We start from the raw sequence: 18,463 nt of genomic DNA, 5'->3' as shown, positions 1-18,463 counted from the left end.
ATTCAGCCTGTGTCGTTCGGTGTCACGGACGATCGGATTTGTGTCAGGCGCTCCGCTACCGCTTCGCACCGGTGAATGCGGCAACTACGCACAAAAAACTGGGGGAAAATTCATGGGTTCGTCACCCGTCCATACATCGCCGCTCGGCGCTGGGGGAGCGCATGCCCTCGTCGCCGAGCGGGTCCGGGAAACACCCCATGCCTGCGCCGTACGCGAGGCCCGGACCGGCGTCGAGCTGACGTACCGGCAGCTGTGGGACCGCGCGGGTGAGACGGCCGCCCTGCTCGCCAGTGCCGGGATCGGTCCCGGCGCCCTGGTCGCCCTCGACCTGGAGCGCGGGTCAGAGCTGATCGTCGCCCTGCTCGGCGCCGTCCGTGCGGGAGCGGCCTACCTGCCGATCGACGGCCACGCCCCCGCCGACCGGGTCACCGCCGTGCTGAAGGATTCCGGGGCCCGTGCCGTGATCGTGGGCCGGGGCGCCGAGCGCCGCCGTCGCCCCTTCGAGGCCGACGCCGCAACGCCCGTACTGACGGTGCCCACGCCCGGGGACGCCCCCATCATCGGCGGCTCGCACCCCGACGTCAGGGTCGACGAGGAGAGCGCCCTCTGCGTCGGCTACACCTCCGGTTCGACCGGGGTCCCCAAGGGCGTCGTCGTCCCGCACCGCGCCGTGCGCGACCTGGTCACCGAGGCCGGTTTCGGCGCCGTGACGTCCGCGGACCGGGTCGGCCAGCTGGCCAACCCCGCTTTCGACGCCTTCACCTGGGAGGTGTGGGGCGCGCTCACCGCCGGCGCCCCGCTGATCGTGCTGCCCTCCGTCGTCGAGGTCGATCTGGAGACCTGGACCGGCCTGCTCGTCAGCGAGAGCGTCAGCACGGCCCTGCTCACCACCTCGCTCTTCCACATGGTGGCCAGGGAGGCGCCCGCGGCCCTGGGAACCCTGCGGGAACTCCTGGTCGGCGGAGAGCAGCTGGACCTGTCCGCGACCCTGCGCGTACTCGACGCCGGAGGCCCCCGACGGCTCGTGAACATCTACGGACCGACCGAGACAACCGTCTTCGCGACCGCCTTCGCATGCACCGCCGAGTCACTCTCCGGACGCAGCCGCATCCCGGTAGGGAGCCCGGTCCGCAGAGCAAGCGTGCACATCCTCGACGAGGAGCTGCGCCCCGTGGACCCCGGCCAGACCGGTGAGCTGTGCGTCGGCGGGCCGTCCGTGACCAGCGGTTACCTGAACCAGCCCGAACGCACCGGCCGGACGTACGTGCGCCACACCGCCGCCGACGGCTCCACCGGGACCGTGTACCGGACCGGCGACCTCGCCCGGCAACTGCCCGACGGCCTGTTCGAAGTGGTCGGCCGCGCCGACCGGCAGGTGAAACTGCGCGGGTTCCGCATAGAGCTCGAGGAGATCGAGCAGTCCGCCGTTGCCACGGGCCGGACCGAGGCGGCCTTCGTCGAAAAGGTCGGTGAGGGCCACACCGCGCGGCTCGTCGGGGCCTTCCTCCTCCCGCGCGGAGCCGTCCCGGGAGAGGCGCCGGACCCGGCGCACGGCCTGTCCGCCGCCCTCGCCGAGCAGCTCCCCCCGTACATGCTGCCCGCGCGGTGGCTGCCGCTGGCCGAGATCCCCTACGGTTCCACCGGCAAGGCCGACCGGTCGCGCATCAAGGCGCTGCTGGCCGACGCGCAAGATCCCGCCGTACCCGCCGTACCCGCGGAGACCGGGGCGCCTTCCGGGGTGCGACCGGACGCGGAGGCCGTCGACACGACGGCCGCGCTGATCGCGGAGGTCTGGGCCGGTCTGCTCGAGGTCCCGAGCGCGTCGATCACGGACAGCGACGACTTCATCGGCCTCGGCGGGAATTCGATCCTCGCCACGCAAGCGGCGTTCCGGCTCGCCGAACAGCTCGGCGTGCAGGTCGATCCGGCCGACGTGCTGCTCGCGCCGAGCCTGGCCGGTCTGGCCGAGCAGCTCCGCGCCGAAGTCCCCACCGCCGAAGGACCATGAGCTCCATCGGCTGAGCGGCCGTCGGCGGGGCGGGGGCTCGGGCACACCGCGGTGCGTCCCGTCGGCACCCGCCCGTAGCACCGGGTCGGCGTCACCCGGCGGGCCGTCACCGGAGGTCCGCCCGGCAGCGGCCGGCGGCATCGCCGCGAGCCGTCATCAAGGCCGCGGCGCAGCCGGTGAGGCTGCGCCCCGCCCCGTACCGCCGCGCGATCCCTGCGGCCACCCGGCAGTCGGCGGCGCCGCGGCGCCGGATCCTGGCCGGGCCGCACGCACGGGCCCCCGGCCTCCCCGCCGCCGCGTCCCTCCGTCCTGCCCGAGCACTCCGCCCTCCCGCGGCAGCCGTGAACAGACCGGCCGTCGCACACCCGTCACAGACCACCCGCAAGGAGTAGCACCGATGGCGCAACCGCGCCCGCCCGCCCCGCAAAGGGATGGGGCCACCGAAGCCCCCCTCTCACCGGCACAGGAGCGGCTCTGGTTCATCCACCAGGCCGCCCCGGACTCGCCGGTGTACAACGTGCCCCTGCTCACCGAGTGGCGCGAACCCATCGACGTACCGGCCCTCACCAAGGCCCTGGAGGCCCTCACCACCTGCCACGAAGTGCTCCGCACCACGTACGTCTCCCGCGAGGGCCGACCCGTCCAGGTCGTCGCGCCCCCCGGGCCGGTCCGGATCGAGGTCGTCACCGGCTCCGCGGCCCCCGATGAGGCCGAACTGTCGCGCCACGCGCGCGTCCCGTTCGCACTGGACGAGGAACCGCCGCTGCGCGCCGCGGTCTGGCCCGGGGGCGGAACCCAGCCCGGGACCCTGCTGCTGAACGTCCACCACATAGCCGTCGACGGCTGGTCCCTGCCCGCGCTGTACGACGGGCTCGCCACCGCGTACGAGCAGGCGCTGCGCGGCGCACACCCCGAACTCCCGCAACCTCCGGTTCAATACTGCGATTTCGCGGTCTGGGACAGGGAGAACGGCCGAGACCCGGGCCTCGAAGCCCAGATCGAGGCCCGCGCCGCAGTCCTCTCCCGCGCCGTGGGGGAGGGGCTCGCGCTCGGACCGGCAGTCGCCCGGGAACGGGTCGCGGAGGGCGACAGGCGCGGCGACCAGTACCGCTTCGCCCTCGACGCCGGGGTCGAGGAGGCCGTGGCCGAACTGGCCAGGGACCTCAAGGTGACACCATTCGTCGTCCTCTTCGCGGCCTTCCAGGCCGTGGTGCAGCGCTGGAGCGGTCGGGATGAGTTCCTCCTGGGCACGGTCGCCGCGAACCGCCCACATCCGTCCGTGGCCGGTCTCGTCGGGTTCTTCGTGAACACGGTCCCGCTGCTGTGCACCCCCGACCCCGAAGCCACCTTCGTGGAGCTGTGCACTGCCTCGCGCACCGAGGCCTTCCGCGTACTGGCCCACCAGCGCCTGCCCTTCGACCGGCTCGCCGCCCGCCTGGGGCTCGCCGGACTGGCCGACATCGGCTTCGTCTTCCAGAACTCCCCCGCCGCGAGCCCCTCCGGCCGGTGGGCGCGACCGGAACTCCTGGCGACGGGAACGGCCAAGCAGGACCTCTCGCTCGTGCTGGAAACCGTGCCGGGCGGCGGACTCTCGGCCGTCGTCGAGTACGACACCGGCCGGTACACCGCGGCGACGGCCCGCGCCCTGGCCGAAAGCTATGCGGCGCTGCTCACCGAGGCCCTGGCGCGGCCCGGTACCCGGCTGCGTGAACTGCCGGTCACCGCGCGTCCCGCCGGAGCCCCTCCGTGCGGGGTGCTGGTGGGCGCGGCCCCCGAGTCCAGTCCCTCGGACACCGTGACGGGCGCGCTGGAGCAGGCCCTCGCCGCCGCGGACCCCGCCCGGATCGCGGTGGAGTCCACGGCGGGGGACCTCACCTGGGGTGAACTGGACGCCTGGTCGGCCGCCGTCGCGGGCCGGCTGCGCGGTGACGGGATCGGACCCGGCTCCTACGTGCCGGTCCTAGCCGGCCGGGGCCCGGCGCTGGTGGCCGCCTGGGTGGGCGTGCTCAGGGCCGGTGCGGCCTTCGTGCCGCTCGCCATGGAGACCCCGGCCGCCCGGATCGCGTACATCCTCGCCGAGACCCGGGCCGACAGGGTCCTCGATTGCCCCGACGGGGCGAGGCTCCTCGACGGCCTCCTCGACGGCCTCCACGGCGCCGACGGCCCCGGGGGAGACATCGACGGCGCCGGGCCGATGGCCGCCGCCAAGCGGCTCGAACTGGCCGAACTCCGCTCCCTTCCCGGTGAGTTCGACCCTTCGCAGTGGGCTGCCCCCGGTCCGGAGGACGTCGCCGCCCTCCTCTACACCTCCGGCACCACCGGCCGCCCCAAGGGCGTTCTGGTGCCGCACCGCGGACTGCTGAACACCGCCCTGTGGTGGGGCCGCGACTGCGGGCTCGGACCCGGGGACCGGCTGCTCCTGACCGCGGGCACCGCCTTCGACCCGGCCGGCTACAACGTCGTCGAGGCCCTGCTCGCCGACGCCCGCCTGGTCGTCGCCGACGACATCGAACGCCGCGACCCGGCCGCGCTGCTCGGGCTGGTGCGGGGGCCCCGGGGAGCCACCGTGGCTGGATCCATCACGCCGAGCCTCCTGCACGCCATGCTCGAAGCCGACACCGATCCGCACCTCGGCACCACCCTGCGCACCGTGTACTCCGGAGGGGAGGCGCTCTCCCGCCGGCTGGTCGTCCAGTGCGCGAGCCGCTGGGGCACCGAGGTCGTCAACGTGTACGGACCGACCGAGGCCTCCTGCAACAGCACCTGGTCGCCCGTCGACCCCGCCGACGAACAACCCCCGGCGATCGGCCTGCCGCTGCCGGGGACCCGCGCCTACGTCATGGGACCCCGGGGCGAGGAGCTCCCGCCCGGGGTACCCGGCGAGCTGTACGTGGCGGGCATCGGCGTGGCCGCCGGCTACCTGCGCGACCCCACGGCCACGGCCGCCGGGTTCCCTCCCGACCCGTACGCGGCTCGCTACGGACGGCAGGCCGGCACCCCGATGTACCGAACCGGGGACCGCGCGGTCCTGCGCGAGGACGGGCAGATCGGCTACCTCGGCCGGGCCGACGACCACCCTGCGGCCGGGGATGCCGGGCGGCGGCGTCGCCGCCTGGGTCGCCGAGCGGCTGGCGGAGCGGGCCGAGCGGGACGGCATGCGGGTTCGGGTGTTCCGTACGGGCCTGCTGCTGGGGGACAGCGCCTCCGGCGCCTGCGATCCCGAGCACCCGCTGTGGCGGCTGATCGCGGGCGGGCTGGCGGTGGGCACCCATCCGCGTGACGACCGGCCCCTGGCCGTGAGCCCGGTGGACGTGGCCGCCCGCGCCATCGCCCAACTGGCCGTCTCACCCGCCTCGGAGGGCCGCGCCTACCACCTGGTGGGCGAGGAGACCGTCACCGCCCAGCACCTCTTCGACCTGCTCGGGACGTCGCACCGGCCGACCCGGACCGTCACCGAACACGCATGGCAGCGTGCGGTGGCCCTGCGCGCCCTCGACCAGGAGAACGAAGCCCTCGACCCGCTCGCACCGCGCGGCCTCGGCCGCCTGGTGCTCGGCACGAGCCGCGTCGAGGCGCAGGCCTGGCAGCCCTGGCTGCTCCAGGGCGGCCACGACCCCAAGCCGTCCGCGGCCTCCCTCCTCAGCAGCCTCGACTTCGCCTCCGCGCACCACGCCGCTTTCGCCGACCTGCTCGGCACGCCCCAAGGATCCCGATGACCACCCTGACCACGCTCATCCCCCCGACGACGCACACCACCGTGGACGGGACCGCCCCGGCCGCCACCGGGTTCCCCTCGTCCGGCGGCCTCGCGCTCCACGACCACACGCTCTACGACTGGTTCGCCCGCTCACTGGAGACCCACCCCGACTCGCCCGCCCTGGAAGTGCTGGGGCAGACCTACAGCTACCGGTACCTCGACGAGCGTGCGGTCGCCGTCGCGGGTGCCCTGCTGCGTGCGGGCGGCGGCATCCCGCCGGAGCGGATCGCCCTGCTCGCCTCCCGCAGCCTCACCGCCTTCGCCGGATACCTGGCGGGGCTGCGCCTCGGCGCCACCATCACCCCGCTCAACCCCGCCTACCCGGCGGAGCGCAACCGGGCCGTGTGGGAGCTGGCGCGGGCCGACGTACTCCTCGCTGACGAGGCCGGATCGGTCCAGCTGACCGGCGCCGACCCGACCGGGCACGCCGACGGCGGCCCGGTCCTGCTTCGGCTGACCGACAGCGCGACCGTCGAGCTGCCGGCCGACGCGGCCGGGCTGCCGCCCCGTACGACGGGACCGGCCGACGTCGCGTACGTCCTGTTCACCTCCGGCTCCACCGGACGGCCCAAGGGCGTCCCGATCAGGCACGGCAACCTCGCCCCGTACATCGCGCACAACATCGAGCGCTTCGAGGTGGGCCCCGGCTGCCGCGTCTCGCACACCTTCGACCTGACCTTCGACCCCTCGGTCTTCGACCTCTTCGTCACCTGGGGCGGCGGAGCCACGCTGGTGGTCCCGCGGCGTTCCGAACTGCTGGAGCCGGTGCGGTACGTCGTCGAGCGGGCCGTCACGCACTGGTTCTCCGTCCCCTCGGTCGTCTCGGTCTCCTCGAGCTTGGGCAAGCTCCCCGCGGGCGAGGCCACCGGCCTGCGCTACGGGATCTTCATCGGCGAGCAACTGACCGACCGGCAGGCCCGGCTGTGGGCCGCCGCGGCACCCTCGGCCCGCATCGAGAACGTCTACGGGCCCACCGAACTGACGGTCGCCTGCACACAGTTCCGGCTCTCCGAGGACGTGGACCAGTGGCCCGCGACCTCGAACGGAACCATCCCGATCGGCCCGGTCTACGGGTTCCTCGACCACGTGATCCTCGGCGTGGACGGCTTCCCGTCCGCCGAGGGCGAGCTCTGCGTGCGCGGAGCGCAGCGCTTCGACGGATACCTCGACCCGGCCGACGACCGGGGCCGGTTCCTCGCCTTCGACCACGAGAGCGGCCTGCCCGCGGAGGTCTACCAGGGCGCGGCCCCGCTGACCCCCCAGCACTGGTACCGCACCGGTGACCGGGTGCGCCACGAAGACGGCGCCCTCGTGCACCTCGGCCGCCTCGACAACCAGGTCAAGGTACGCGGCTACCGCATCGAACTCGGTGAGATCGAGTCCGCCCTGCGCGCCAACCCGGACCTGGCCGACGCGGTGGTCCTCGCCGTCCCGGGCCCCGTCGAGACCGAGCTCGTGGCCTGCTATACGGGCGAACCCCTCAAGGCGACCGACGTCATGCTCTGGCTGCGCAAGCGGGTGCCCGTCCACATGGTCCCCCGCCGTTACGAGCACCTCGATGCGATGCCGCTCAACCCGAACGGCAAGATCGACCGCCCCGCGCTCGCGGCGGCGTTCACCCGCCCCGCTCCCGAAGGGACCCGGTGACCCGCCGTGGCACTGTCCGTCTCCAGCCTGCTGCGTGAACTGCGGCCTCCGTCGCCAGTGGTCAGGGTGCTGGCCGTCAGCAACTTCGCCCGGACCATCGCGAACGGCTTCCTGCTGTCCGTCACCGTCCTGTACTTCATGCGTGCCGTGGGCGTCTCCGCCGGGCACGTCGGCCTCGGCATGACCGTCGCCGCCGTCCTCGCGATGCTCGTCAGCATCCCGGCGGGCCAGCTGTCCGACCGGTTCGGTTCACGGACCACCTCCGTGGTCTTCGGCTGCGCCCAGGGCGCAGTGGTCTGTGCCTACGCCCTGGCCGGCGGGTTCTCCGGCTTCCTCGTCGTCGTCGCCCTCGCCGCGATGGCGGACGCGGGCGGCGCCGCCGCCCGGGGCGCCCTGATCGCGGAAGCGCTGCCGCCGGCCGAACGGGTCCCCGCGCGCGCCTACCTACAGTCCGTCATCAACGTCGGCCTGTCCCTGGGCACCCTGCTCGGCGGTACCGCGCTCGCCGCGGATTCCGCCGGGCTCTACCGCCTGCTGCTCGTGGCGGCCGGCGTGCTGTTCATCGCCGCCGGCCTCATGTGCCTGCCGCTGCCCCGGACCAGGGCCGCAGAGGCCGCCCCGGGCGAGGAGCGCCGGCACGTACTGCGCGACACCCCCTTCGTGGTGGTCGCCGCCCTCAACGCCGTTCTGGTCCTGGGGACGGACGCCCTGCTCACGGTGGCCCTGCCGCTGTGGATAGCGGAGCGCACGGACGCCCCGGTCTCCCTCTTCGCTGCGTTGATCTTCATCAACACCGCCATGTGCGTGCTGTTCCAGGTGCGGATGAGCAAGGGGTCCGAGGACGTCGCGGGCGGTGCGCGCGCGATGCGGCGCTCCGGCATCCTGCTCGCCGTCTGCTGTGCCTGCTTCGCGCTGTCCGCGGGCCAGCCCGGCTGGGTCGCGGCCATCTGCCTCGTCGTGGGCGCCGTGGTCCACGTCTGCGGGGAGATGCTGCACTCGGCCGGATCGTGGGCCCTGTCGTACGAACTGTCGCCCGCGAACGCGCACGGCCAGTACCAGGGCATGTTCAACCTGGCCCAGCGCGTCGGAGGCGCCGTCACCCCCGCCCTCACCGCAGTCGTGATCATCGGCTGGGGCCTGCCGGGCTGGCTGCTGTTCGGCGCCGTCCTGCTGGCGGGCGGGCTGGCCACACCGGCGGTCGCACGCTGGGCGCAAAACACCCGCCTTCCCGAACCGGCGGCGGATCCGGCCGCGGTGACCGCCGAGGCGCGGAGCACCGGGCAGGGGCAGGGCGCCGGGAAGGAGCAGAGCACCGAGCCGGCAGCGGTGTGACGGGGGCACTCCGCCCGTTCCCCCGCTCCGCCCGCCCCCCTTCTGCACCCGTTCCCCCGCTCCGCGGGCCCTGAGCGGCCCGAGCCCACCGCAGCGTTCCAGGGGCCACTGCGCACGCCGCGGGCCCCCGTACAGAGAGAGAAGCATGGAATTCAGCCTGTTCTACTTCGGCAACGACAGCGACGCCGGTGACGACGCCGGCAACCGCTACGACCTGGTGCTCGAGGGCGCCCGGTTCGCCGACACCCACGACTTCGCCGCCGTGTGGACGCCCGAGCGGCACTTCCACGCATTCGGCGGCCTCTACCCCAATCCGGCCGTGACCGGTGCGGCCGTCGCCGCCGTCACCAGCCGCGTCGCCATTAGGGCCGGCAGCGTCGTCGCCCCGCTCCACCATCCGCTGCGCATCGCGGAGGAGTGGGCCGTCGTCGACAACATCTCCGGTGGCCGGGTGGGGCTCGCCTTCGCCTCGGGCTGGCACGCCACCGACTTCGCGCTGCGCCCCGAGTCCTACGAGAACCGCCGGGACGTCGTCCTGGACAGCGTCCGCACCGTCCGATCTCTGTGGCGCGGCGAGGAGATCGACGTCCTCGACGGCGCCGGAGCCCCGCAGCGAGTGCGCTCGTACCCGCGTGCGGTCCAGTCGGAACTCCCCGTGTGGATCACCAGCGCGGGCGGCGTCGAGACCTTCCGCCACGCGGGCACCCTCGGCGCCGGGGTCCTGACTCACCTGCTGGGACAGGACATTGACGACCTCGCCGGGAAGATCGCCGCCTACCGGGAGGCGTACGCGGCCCGCCCGGACGCGGACGGCAGCGCCGGTCACGTCGTGGTCATGGCGCACACATACCTGGACTCGGACGAGGACACCGCCCGCGCCCTCGTCAGGGACCCGCTCACCGCCTACCTGCGCACCTCGGTCAACCTCCTCCTCGGCTCCCAGGCACACGGCAGCGCCCGCCGGGTGGACCCGGCCAAACTCCGCGACAAGGACCTGGACTTCCTCGCCGCGCGCGCCTTCGACCGCTACTACGAGGACGGCGCCCTGCTCGGCACCGTCCCGAAGGCGGCCCGCGTCGTGGAACGGCTGAAGGGCCTCGGAGTCGACGAGATCGCCTGCCTCGTCGACTTCGGCCTGCCCACCAAGGTGGTCCTCGACGGGCTCCACACACTCGACGAACTCCGGAGGGCCACCGCATGAGCACCCACGCACCGCTTTCCTCGCTGGCCCTGCGGCCCCGGCCCGGAGCCGAAGACCCCGGCCGGCGTTTCCGGAGCGCCGCCGGACGCTTCCCGACCGGCGTCACCGTCGTCACCGCCCTCGAAGGGGGCCGGCCGCACGGCACGACCGTCAACTCCTTCACCACCGTCTCGGTCGACCCCTGCCTGGTCCTCGTAGCACTCGGACACCGCTCCCGGATGCACGACAAGCTCCTCCTGGCGGGCTCCTTCACCGTCAGCGTGCTCTCCGACACCCAGGAGGACGACGCCCGCTGGTTCGCCGACCCCGCCCGCCCGGACGGCGCCGAGGCCTTCATCGGCCGCCCCTGGCGCACGGCCGCGCACTCCGGTGCGCCGATCCTCCTCGATGGCGTCGCCTACTTCGACTGCGCTGTCGAGGAGACCCGCAGGGCCGGGGACCACACCCTCGTCGTGGGCCGCGTCGAGGAGTTCGGCGTGCTCCGCGACGGCCCCGCGCTGGTCTTCGCCGACAGCGCCTTCGCGGGACGGGAGGAGCGGCCGTGACCCTCGTCTACATGTTCCCCGGTCAGGGAACGCAGCGTGCGGGCATGGGCGGGGACCTCTTCGACCGCTTCCGCGCCATGACCGCCGTGGCCGACGCCGTCCTCGGCTACTCGGTAGCCGACCTGTGCCTGCACGACCCCCACGAGAGGCTCGGGCTGACGATCTACACCCAGCCCGCCGTCTACGTCGTCAACGCACTGTCCTACGCCGCGGCCCGGGCCGACGGCTCAGCCGTCCCCGACGTGGCCGTCGGGCACAGCCTCGGCGAGTACAACGCGCTCGAAACCGCCGGGGTGTTCGGCTTCGCCGACGGACTGCAGCTCGTCGTCGCCCGGGCCACGGCGATGGCACGCGTCCGGGACGGAGGGATGTGCGCCGTCCTCGGCATGGACGAGGCCGTCATCCGGCTGCTGCTGCGCCGGGCCGGCCTCGAAGCGGTCGAGGTGGCCAACCACAACACGCAGGACCAGACGATCCTCGGCGGCCCCGTCGCCAAACTGGAGTCGGCCGCGGCGCTCCTGAAGGACTCGGGCGCACGGGCCGTGCGCCGCCTGCCCGTCAGCGGGCCCTTCCACACGGGTCACATGTCCCCCGCGGCCGAGGAGTTCGGCCGACTGCTGGCCCGTACCCCGCTCGCCGCACCCGCCTTCCCCGTCATCGCGAACCGGACCGCCCTGCCGTACACCGAGGCCACGATGGCGGACGTGCTCAGGGAGCAGATCGACCACCCGGTCCTGTGGCGACAGACGGTGGAGAGCCTGCTGGACTCCGACGCGGACACCGTCTTCGAGGAGGCCGGCGACAGCACCGTCCTCACCCGCATGCTGCGCTCGATCCGCGCTGAGAGGGACACCCGATGAACACCCGAGCATCCAGCGTCATCCGGCCGCGTCCGGTCGACGATCCGGTCCTGCGGCTCTTCGTGCTGCACCACGCGGGCGGGTCCCATCTCGCTTACACCTCCTGGGTCGCGCACTTCCCCGAAGACTGGGACGTGTGCCTCGTCGAGGCGCCCGGCCGGGGGCCGCTCAGCGCCGTGCCCCCACGGCGCAGCGCCGATGACCTGGCCGCGTACCTGCTGGAAGACCTCGCCCCCTGGCTGGACGCGCCCTACGCCTTCTTCGGGCACAGCATGGGCGCGCTCGTCGGTTACGAGCTGACCCTCCAGGCGATCGAACGGAGCTTCGAACCGCCCGTCTGGCTCGGTGTCTCCGCGTGCGAGAGCCCCTTCGAAACGGTCGCGCCGGCCGGACCGCCCCTGCACACACTGCCCGGCGGGGAACTGCGCACCGCTCTCGGCGCCATGGGCGGGATGCCCGCCCCGATCCTGGAGGACGACGACCTCTGGGCCGTGTACGAACCCCGGCTGCGCGCCGACTTCCAGCTCGTGGAGAGCTGGAGGCCGCGCCCCGCGGAGCGCTCCCGGATCACCGTTCCCTGCTCCCTCTTCGGCGGGGAGGACGACCACGTGGTGACCGCGGAGCAGTTGACGGCCTGGTCCGCCGGAACCGACCTGCTGCAGGGCGAACATCTCTACCCCGGGGCGCACTTCTACTGGGACGAACAGATCTCACTGGTCGTCGCCCAGATCGTGGAAGAGATCGACACGGCGTCCCCGGGACTCGCCTCCTGGTAGCAGCTCCGGGCCTCTCCCGTGCCCCGCACGCGAGAGGCCCGGGTGCGTGTCAGTGCCGGCCTCGGCGGTGGCCCACGCCCGTGGCCCTCAGGGGTCCCGGGGCCCCGGGGAGAGGGCGCCGCGGATTTTCGCAGGTCCGACGGATGGCGCGGGGCGGGGGCGTCGCCCTTCGCCGTGCGCGGCCAGTGCCGCCCTTCGAGGGCCTGGGCACTGCAGTTGAGCCGGACCGCCACGGTAGCTGCTGCGGCCTGGGACAGGCCGGGCCTGGGGACCGGTAGTCCCGCCGATGAGCCGCCGCGGGTTGCCTGTGCTCATCTCCGGTGATACCTGCGGTGATGGGATCGGTGTACGAAGGCTGCCGAACTGTGGTTACGGAGTCGACTGCTCCGCTCGGGGGAGTGAGGTGCCGTGTTTGCTCTGGCGGTGTGCCGAGGTTGGATGGTCGCCTTTGGGGCTGGGGGCGGGTGGGTGTATGGGGCAGCGGTTGTCAGGGTGCTGCCGGTTCTGAATCCATGCGTCGTACAGGCAAGGGTGACGGGGACGTCTGTGTTCGGTAATTGGCGTAGTCGGGACTCGTGTGGGCTGTGTGCCGTGCCGATGCTCTGGGTGTGGCCCGAGTCGCAACCGGTCGCTGAACGCGGAATGGGTGGAGATCACCAACACCACCCGCCAGCCGGTCGACCTCAAGGGCTGGACGCTGCGGGACAAGGACGGCCAGTGCTACCACTTCGAGAACATCCGTATCGCCCCTCGTGCCACCTTCCGCTTCCACACCGGCCAGGGCCGCGACACCCGCACCGACCTGTTCCAGGACCGCCGCGACTACGTGTGGGACAACCGCGCCGACACCGCGACCCTGCGCGACGAGCGCGGCCGCACGGTGGACACCGAGTCCTGGAGCCCCGCCTGGCGCCAGCGGCCCGCCAGGTCCAGGCCGTGGTGGGGCCCGAGAACGGGTCCATTCCGCTCGCGAGTCGGCTGCTGCCTCGGTGCGAGGGGTGCCCCTATCTCTTTGGTCAAGGGAAACGGGGGCTGCGTTTGGTCGGGGAGCCGGGCAGCATGGCGGCGTGGCTGATCTTCTGTGGGATGAGGTGAGGTGTTTCTTCGACCCGGACTTGAGGGGGCCGTTGCCGGATGTGCGTGTCCCGGATTGTTCGGTGGAGGACTGGCAGGCGGTCCTCGATCTCGTCGAGGCGAGGGGCTGGAAGTGTCAGTACTCCGAAGGCGAGACAGTGCTACCGCTGCCCCGGGCGGAGGCCGTGCTGCCTTCGGTGCCCGCCCTGAGACCGTCGGCGCGCTCAGACCTACGCCGGGGGTGACGTGCAGACCGGATGCTTCCTACAGCACCGCAGGGCATCCAGCCATTCGTACCGGCCGCGATGTCCGGCCGGCCTCTCGCCGCATCAAGCCACTCGCCGCCGCGCGGCACCGGCACTGCCAGGTGGGCCGTCGAAACCTGGACGGGGCCGCGGCAGGAAGCGGCGCACCGATGACCGGCGGCTGCGAGGCCTTTGGCGTCGGAGGGGATCATCAGTACTCGCCCCCGCCGTCCAGCAGATGGAGAGTGCCGACGAGAGGAGGGGCCCAGCAAGGGCGGAAGTCTGGATGGTCGTCCCAGCGGAGGGCGACGTGGCGAAGTCCAAGTCCGATGCCCTCGATGAACCCGGAAGGCCGGCCGTCGCGTGCGCCGTGGTCACGGTACGGCAGGAGGCAACTGTGGATGAGGAGCTGGGCATCCACCCCCGCGGCCAGCCGCCGCTCGGTCACGCTGGCCGGGCCCGCGTCGGAGAGCCGGTCTTCAAGGAACTTGTGGAGCAACCAGTATTCGGCGGTGGGTAGGCGGTGCTGCGCGGTCACGTCATGAACTCCGTCGGTCGGGAGAGTGAACTGGTCGTAAGGGCAGTGCTGCTCGTGGTGCTGGCCTCAAGGGCGGCGTGCGGCTGACTCTTCTCGGCCAGCGCGGAGCGCCTGGTAGAGGGTCCGGCGCCCGTGGACCGGCGCACGGTCGAGGTCCACTGGAGCGGCGGAGGTGTCGCGGGCGCCCTGCGCATGGTGTCCGAGGGCGGTGGCTGGCGGGTCGCTCGGACGGCCGCCGAGATGCGTCCGTACGTCGATGGGCCGGTGGCGGCCATCGCTGAACTGCGCCGCCGCGGCGAATGCGCCGACCGGTGAAAACCTGGGGACGGAAACGGCGCGACCGCTCTGCGGGCCCGACGGCGGGCGCGGAGCTCTCGGCGTACCGCGGTTTCCGTGCGTCGTACCGCGGTTCCCGGCCGGCGGACCGGGCGCCGGAGGGCGTCTCGGGTGGAGCCTCGTCGTACCAGCCTCGTCCGCAGGACGACGTGGCGCCAGGCGGTTCCCGGGTCGTCGATGTTCTTGGGGAGCGACCGGACCAGGGTGCCGCCCAACTCCTCCACCGGCTGGTGGACGCTGGTGAGCTGCGGATCGGTGTGCCGGGCGAAAGGGGAGTAGTCGCACCCCACGACGGCCACGTCCTCCGGCACCCGCCGGCCTGCCGCGCGCCCGCGGCCATCATGTCCGACGCGGCGAATACCGCGTCGAGTTCGGGGTGTCGCCGGAAGAGCTCGGCTGTGGCGTGGCGCCCGCTCTCCTCGCAGAAGTCACCCTCGGCTATCCAGGATGCCCCCACCTCACCGGAGGCCTCCGTCATCGCCTCCCGGTATCCCGCTGAGCCGGCTCTGCGCGGCGTACATGTCCAACGGGCCGGTGAACGTGGCGATGGCCAGTCGTCCGGAGGTCCCGAGGTGACGGACCGCCGACCGCGCTCCGCCCGCGATGTCCGAGTCGACGTAGGCGAGGGTCTCCTCGGCCGACCGGCGGCCGCTGAGGCGGTCGCCAGGTCCAGCTCGGCGAGCATGTCGGGCAGCGGGTCCTCGTCATGCACGGAGACCAGCACGACTGCGTCCACTCCGCCCGCGCGTACTGCGCGAAGCGCAGTCTTTCCCTGTCGTTCCGCACCAGCGCGTGAGGAGCAACTGCATGTCATGGTCGGCGAGTTCGGAGCCGACCGCGCGCACGATGCCGGAGGAGACGGGCTTCGCGAAGAAGCGCCGTTCGCTGTCCGCGATGACCAGCGCCACCGCGCCGGTGCGGCTGCCGGCCAGGGCGCGCGCGGCGTGGTTGGGGACGTACCCCGGCTCGGTGATCGCCCGATCGTGCGCGACCTTAAGGAGGGATGTTCGGTTCTGCGGCCGCTTCTCGTCGCACAAGACGTTCACATCGAATCACCGGAGGCGCCCGATCCTCACCGTGTTGATCGAATCTTGAACGGATCCGTCACGGTCGCAGCCGTTCGGAAGCCGGAGGGGGCCGCGAACCCCGACAACCCGGGCCTCTCTGCTGCGAGATCTGTTCGACATCTTGACGGCGCCTCGCCCGGCACCGAAATTGGGAGCGCTCCCACGTTCGTTGCACGAAGAACCTGCCGCGCCTCCCGGCTACCCCCGGCAACTGAGCATCCCGATCACCGCAGACCTTCTCGGTCGCCGACCCTCCTTCCCTACCTCCTAAGGACCACAGCGTGCCGCGACATCAGTCCCCCGATCCCCGCAGATCCCGTACCTCTCCCAGACCGCGCCGAGCGGGCCTGCCCGGAGGCGCCGGTGCGCTGCTGGGCAGCATGACCACCGCCTGGATGCTGGCCGCCGCGCTGGTGGTGCCCGCCGCGGCTGACGGAGCCGCCGCGGAGGGCCCCGAGCTCATCGTCAATGGAGACTTCTCCGCGGGCACCGCCCCCTGGTGGTCGACGGCCAACAGCCCCCTCTCCGTCGTGGACGGACGCCTGTGCGCGGACGTTCCCGCCGGCACCGCCAACGCCTGGGACGCCATCGTGGGGCAGAACGACCTCGCCCTCACCGCCGGGGAGGGCTACACCCTCAGTTACACGGCAACCTCCACCGTGCCCATCACCATCCGCACCAACGTGCAGGTGCCGGTCGACCCGTGGACCTCTGAACTGGCCGTCACCCAACGGGTCGAAGAGACCGCCGTGCCCGTCACCCAGAACTTCACGGCCGGAGCCGACCACGACGCCGCGCAACTCGTCTTCCAGATCGGCGGGAGCGCGCAGGCCCTCACCTTCTGCCTCGACGACGTGTCCCTGGTCGGTGGAACCACACCGCCGCCCTACGAGCCGGACACCGGCTCCCCCGTCCGTGTGAACCAGGTGGGCTACCTCACCGACGGCCCCAAGAGCGGCACCTTCGTCACCGAGGAGACCACTCCGCAGCCCTGGGCCCTCAACGCGGCCGACGGAACGCGCGTGGCCGGCGGCAATACCGTTCCGGCGGGCGTCGACTCCGGCTCGCGGCAGAACACCCACACGTTCGGCTTCAGCGCCGTGACCATGCCGGGCAAGGGCTACACCGTCACGGTGGCGGGCAAGAAGAGCGAGCCGTTCGAGATCGGCGACGATCTCTACAGTTCCCTGCGCACCGACGCGCTCGCGTACTTCTACCACAACCGCAGCGGCATCGAGATCGACGCCGGCATCGTGGGGGAGGAATACGCCCGACCGGCCGGGCACGTGAACGCGAGCCCCAACCAGGGTGACAACGATGTACCGTGCCAGCCCGGTGTGTGCGACTACCGGCTCGACGCGGCGGGCGGCTGGTACGACGCGGGTGACCACGGCAAGTACGTCGTCAACGGCGGTATATCCGTGGCCCAGCTGATGTCGACGTTCGAGCGGACCCTGTACGAGGAGAACGCCGACGCCAAACCTCTCGGCGACGGCAGGCTCCGGCTGCCCGAGCACGGCAATGCCACTCCCGACGTCCTCGACGAGGCACGCTGGGAGATGGAGTGGCTGATGCGGATGCAGGTGCCCGCCGGTGAGCCGCTGGCCGGTATGGCGCACCACAAGCTGCACGACAAGGCGTGGACGGGACTGCCCACCAGGCCCGACCGCGACCCGCAACCCCGTGAACTGCACCCCCCGACCACCGCGGCCACTCTCAACCTGGCTGCCACCGCCGCCCAGTGCGCGCGTCTGTTCCAGGTGTACGAGGCGAACTTCGCCGACCAGTGCCGCAAGGCCGCGCGGACCGCTTGGACGGCCGCCAAGGCCCACCCGGCCATCTACGCCGACCCCGCCGACGGCACAGGTGGCGGCGCCTACCCCGACGACGACGTGCGCGACGAGTTCTACTGGGCCGCGGCCGAACTCTTCCTCACCACCGGCGAGGACGGCTACCGCCAGGAGGTCCTCCGCTCCCCGCTGCACGGTGACACCGACGCGGTCTTCCCGCGCGGCGGCATGGCCTGGGGCGCGACCGCCGGACTGGGCGCGCTCAACCTCGCGACCGTACCGAACAAGCTCACCGCCGACCAGCTCAAGACGGTACGGACCACGGTGACCGAGGCCGCCGACGGCTACGCGACCGACTCGGCCGAAGCCGCGTACGGCCTGCCCTACGCCCCCGACGGCGGACACTACGTGTGGGGCTCTAATAGTCAGGTCGCCAACAACATGGTGGTCCTCGGCACGGCGCACGACCTCACAGGAAAGACCGTCTACCGTGACGCCGTACTGCGCGGCCTGGACTACCTGCTGGGTCGTAACCCCCTGAACCTGTCGTACGTCACCGGTTACGGCGAACGGGATTCGCACAACCAGCACCACCGCTTCTGGGCGAACCAGCTCGACCCGGCCCTTCCCAACCCCGCACCCGGCTCCCTGGCCGGCGGTCCGAACGACGGCATCGAGGACCCCGTAGCCCAGGCCAAGCTCAAGGGCTGCGCGCCGTCGATGTGCTACATCGACGACATCGAGTCCTGGGCCACGAACGAGGTCACCATCAACTGGAACGCCCCGCTCGCCTGGGTGGCCTCCTACGTGGATGACCTCGGTAGCGGCAAGACCGTGAAGCCACTCTGCGAGGTCACCTACAACTCGACGCGCTGGAGCGGCGGGTTCACCACGCAGGTCGTGGTGAAGAACACCGGAACCAAGGTGATCAGCCCTTGGAAGCTCGACTGGACCTTCGCCGACCGGCAGCAGCTGTCCGCCCCCTGGGGAGCGGACGTCGAGCAGAGCGGTCCTGTGGTCACGGCCAAGGCGCTGAGCTGGAACACCACCCTTCCGGTCGGCGGAACCGTCCGCTTCGGCTTCAACGGACAGTCGACCGGCCTGGTGTACGACCCCCGGGTCTTCCGGCTGAACGACCAGCCCTGCGCGACGACACCACCGCGATGACCGAACCCACCTGACGGCGCGTCAAGGGTGCCGGGCCGGTTCCGTCCGTACGGACCGTTTGCGACTCGTAGAAGTCGTACGACGCGTACGACGGACCGGCCCGGTGCCCCGCCCAGCCGT

General features: G+C 72.3%; 14 protein-coding genes and 3 pseudogenes. 13 read left to right on the top strand and 4 right to left on the bottom strand.

The window, feature by feature from the left end:
* The first annotated feature begins 112 nt into the window (after positions 1-112).
* The 11 genes and pseudogenes from OTB20_RS17450 to OTB20_RS17400 all read left to right on the top strand — a co-directional run.
* A complete protein-coding gene (locus OTB20_RS17450) occupies positions 113-2,008 on the top strand; it encodes a non-ribosomal peptide synthetase (protein WP_267818541.1) in 1,896 nt (631 codons plus the stop codon).
* Between the two features lie 397 nt (positions 2,009-2,405).
* A complete protein-coding gene (locus OTB20_RS17445; protein ID WP_267818540.1) occupies positions 2,406-5,288 on the top strand; it encodes a non-ribosomal peptide synthetase in 2,883 nt (960 codons plus the stop codon).
* On the top strand, positions 5,176-5,724 hold the full coding sequence (locus tag OTB20_RS17440; RefSeq protein WP_267818538.1) for a hypothetical protein: 549 nt from the start codon (positions 5,176-5,178) through the stop codon (positions 5,722-5,724). The genes OTB20_RS17445 and OTB20_RS17440 overlap by 113 nt, the downstream gene beginning before the upstream one ends.
* Entirely contained in the window at positions 5,721-7,412 is a 1,692-nt protein-coding gene (locus OTB20_RS17435; protein ID WP_267818537.1) for an AMP-binding protein, read from the top strand. Before OTB20_RS17440 ends, OTB20_RS17435 begins: the two co-directional genes overlap by 4 nt.
* Before the next feature lie 6 nt (positions 7,413-7,418).
* Complete coding sequence (locus tag OTB20_RS17430; protein ID WP_267818536.1) at positions 7,419-8,744, top strand: MFS transporter; 1,326 nt, start codon at positions 7,419-7,421, stop codon at positions 8,742-8,744.
* Between the two features lie 145 nt (positions 8,745-8,889).
* Positions 8,890-9,945: a MupA/Atu3671 family FMN-dependent luciferase-like monooxygenase gene (locus tag OTB20_RS17425; protein ID WP_267818534.1), complete on the top strand. Its 1,056-nt coding sequence runs from the start codon at positions 8,890-8,892 to the stop codon at positions 9,943-9,945.
* On the top strand, positions 9,942-10,490 hold the full coding sequence (locus OTB20_RS17420; protein ID WP_267818533.1) for a flavin reductase family protein: 549 nt from the start codon (positions 9,942-9,944) through the stop codon (positions 10,488-10,490). The genes OTB20_RS17425 and OTB20_RS17420 overlap by 4 nt, the downstream gene beginning before the upstream one ends.
* Positions 10,487-11,350, top strand: a complete 864-nt coding sequence (locus tag OTB20_RS17415) for an ACP S-malonyltransferase (RefSeq protein ID WP_267818532.1) — start codon at positions 10,487-10,489, stop codon at positions 11,348-11,350. Before OTB20_RS17420 ends, OTB20_RS17415 begins: the two co-directional genes overlap by 4 nt.
* Entirely contained in the window at positions 11,347-12,126 is a 780-nt protein-coding gene (locus OTB20_RS17410; protein WP_267818530.1) for a thioesterase II family protein, read from the top strand. Before OTB20_RS17415 ends, OTB20_RS17410 begins: the two co-directional genes overlap by 4 nt.
* Before the next feature lie 577 nt (positions 12,127-12,703).
* Positions 12,704-13,201 carry a lamin tail domain-containing protein gene (locus OTB20_RS42790; RefSeq protein WP_420716429.1) on the top strand — a complete coding sequence of 166 codons (498 nt, stop codon included), beginning with the start codon at positions 12,704-12,706 and terminating at the stop codon, positions 13,199-13,201.
* Positions 13,194-13,391, top strand: a pseudogene (locus OTB20_RS17400) (hypothetical protein); the annotation flags it as partial. The gene OTB20_RS42790 and the pseudogene OTB20_RS17400, both read left to right, overlap by 8 nt.
* Positions 13,392-13,656: 265 nt before the next feature.
* On the opposite strand, the gene OTB20_RS17395 reads toward OTB20_RS17400, so the two are convergent.
* On the bottom strand, positions 13,657-13,983 hold the full coding sequence (locus OTB20_RS17395) for a hypothetical protein (RefSeq protein ID WP_267818529.1): 327 nt from the start codon (positions 13,981-13,983) through the stop codon (positions 13,657-13,659).
* A 132-nt stretch (positions 13,984-14,115) separates the two neighbouring features.
* Between OTB20_RS17395 and OTB20_RS17390 the strand changes: the two genes are divergently transcribed.
* Entirely contained in the window at positions 14,116-14,298 is a 183-nt protein-coding gene (locus OTB20_RS17390; RefSeq protein ID WP_267818695.1) for a hypothetical protein, read from the top strand.
* A 143-nt stretch (positions 14,299-14,441) separates the two neighbouring features.
* Here the strand turns inward: OTB20_RS17390 and OTB20_RS42445 are convergent.
* From OTB20_RS42445 to OTB20_RS42435, 3 genes and pseudogenes are all read right to left on the bottom strand, one after another.
* Positions 14,442-14,678 (bottom strand): annotated as a pseudogene (locus OTB20_RS42445) (substrate-binding domain-containing protein); the annotation flags it as partial.
* 17 nt (positions 14,679-14,695) lie between these two features.
* A pseudogene (locus tag OTB20_RS42440) lies at positions 14,696-14,797 on the bottom strand (LacI family transcriptional regulator); the annotation flags it as partial.
* 226 nt (positions 14,798-15,023) lie between these two features.
* Positions 15,024-15,356: a hypothetical protein gene (locus tag OTB20_RS42435; protein ID WP_324290388.1), complete on the bottom strand. Its 333-nt coding sequence runs from the start codon at positions 15,354-15,356 to the stop codon at positions 15,024-15,026.
* 410 nt (positions 15,357-15,766) lie between these two features.
* On the opposite strand from OTB20_RS42435, the gene OTB20_RS17380 reads away from it, so the two are divergent.
* Positions 15,767-18,343, top strand: coding sequence for a glycoside hydrolase family 9 protein (locus tag OTB20_RS17380; protein WP_420716428.1), 2,577 nt, complete (start codon positions 15,767-15,769; stop codon positions 18,341-18,343).
* Positions 18,344-18,463 lie beyond the last annotated feature (120 nt).

The organism is Streptomyces sp. H27-H1 (assembly GCF_026627445.1).
GTDB lineage: Bacteria > Actinomycetota > Actinomycetes > Streptomycetales > Streptomycetaceae > Streptomyces.
Note: the sequence above shows the minus strand (reverse complement) of the source record. Positions and strands in the feature narration are given on the sequence as shown.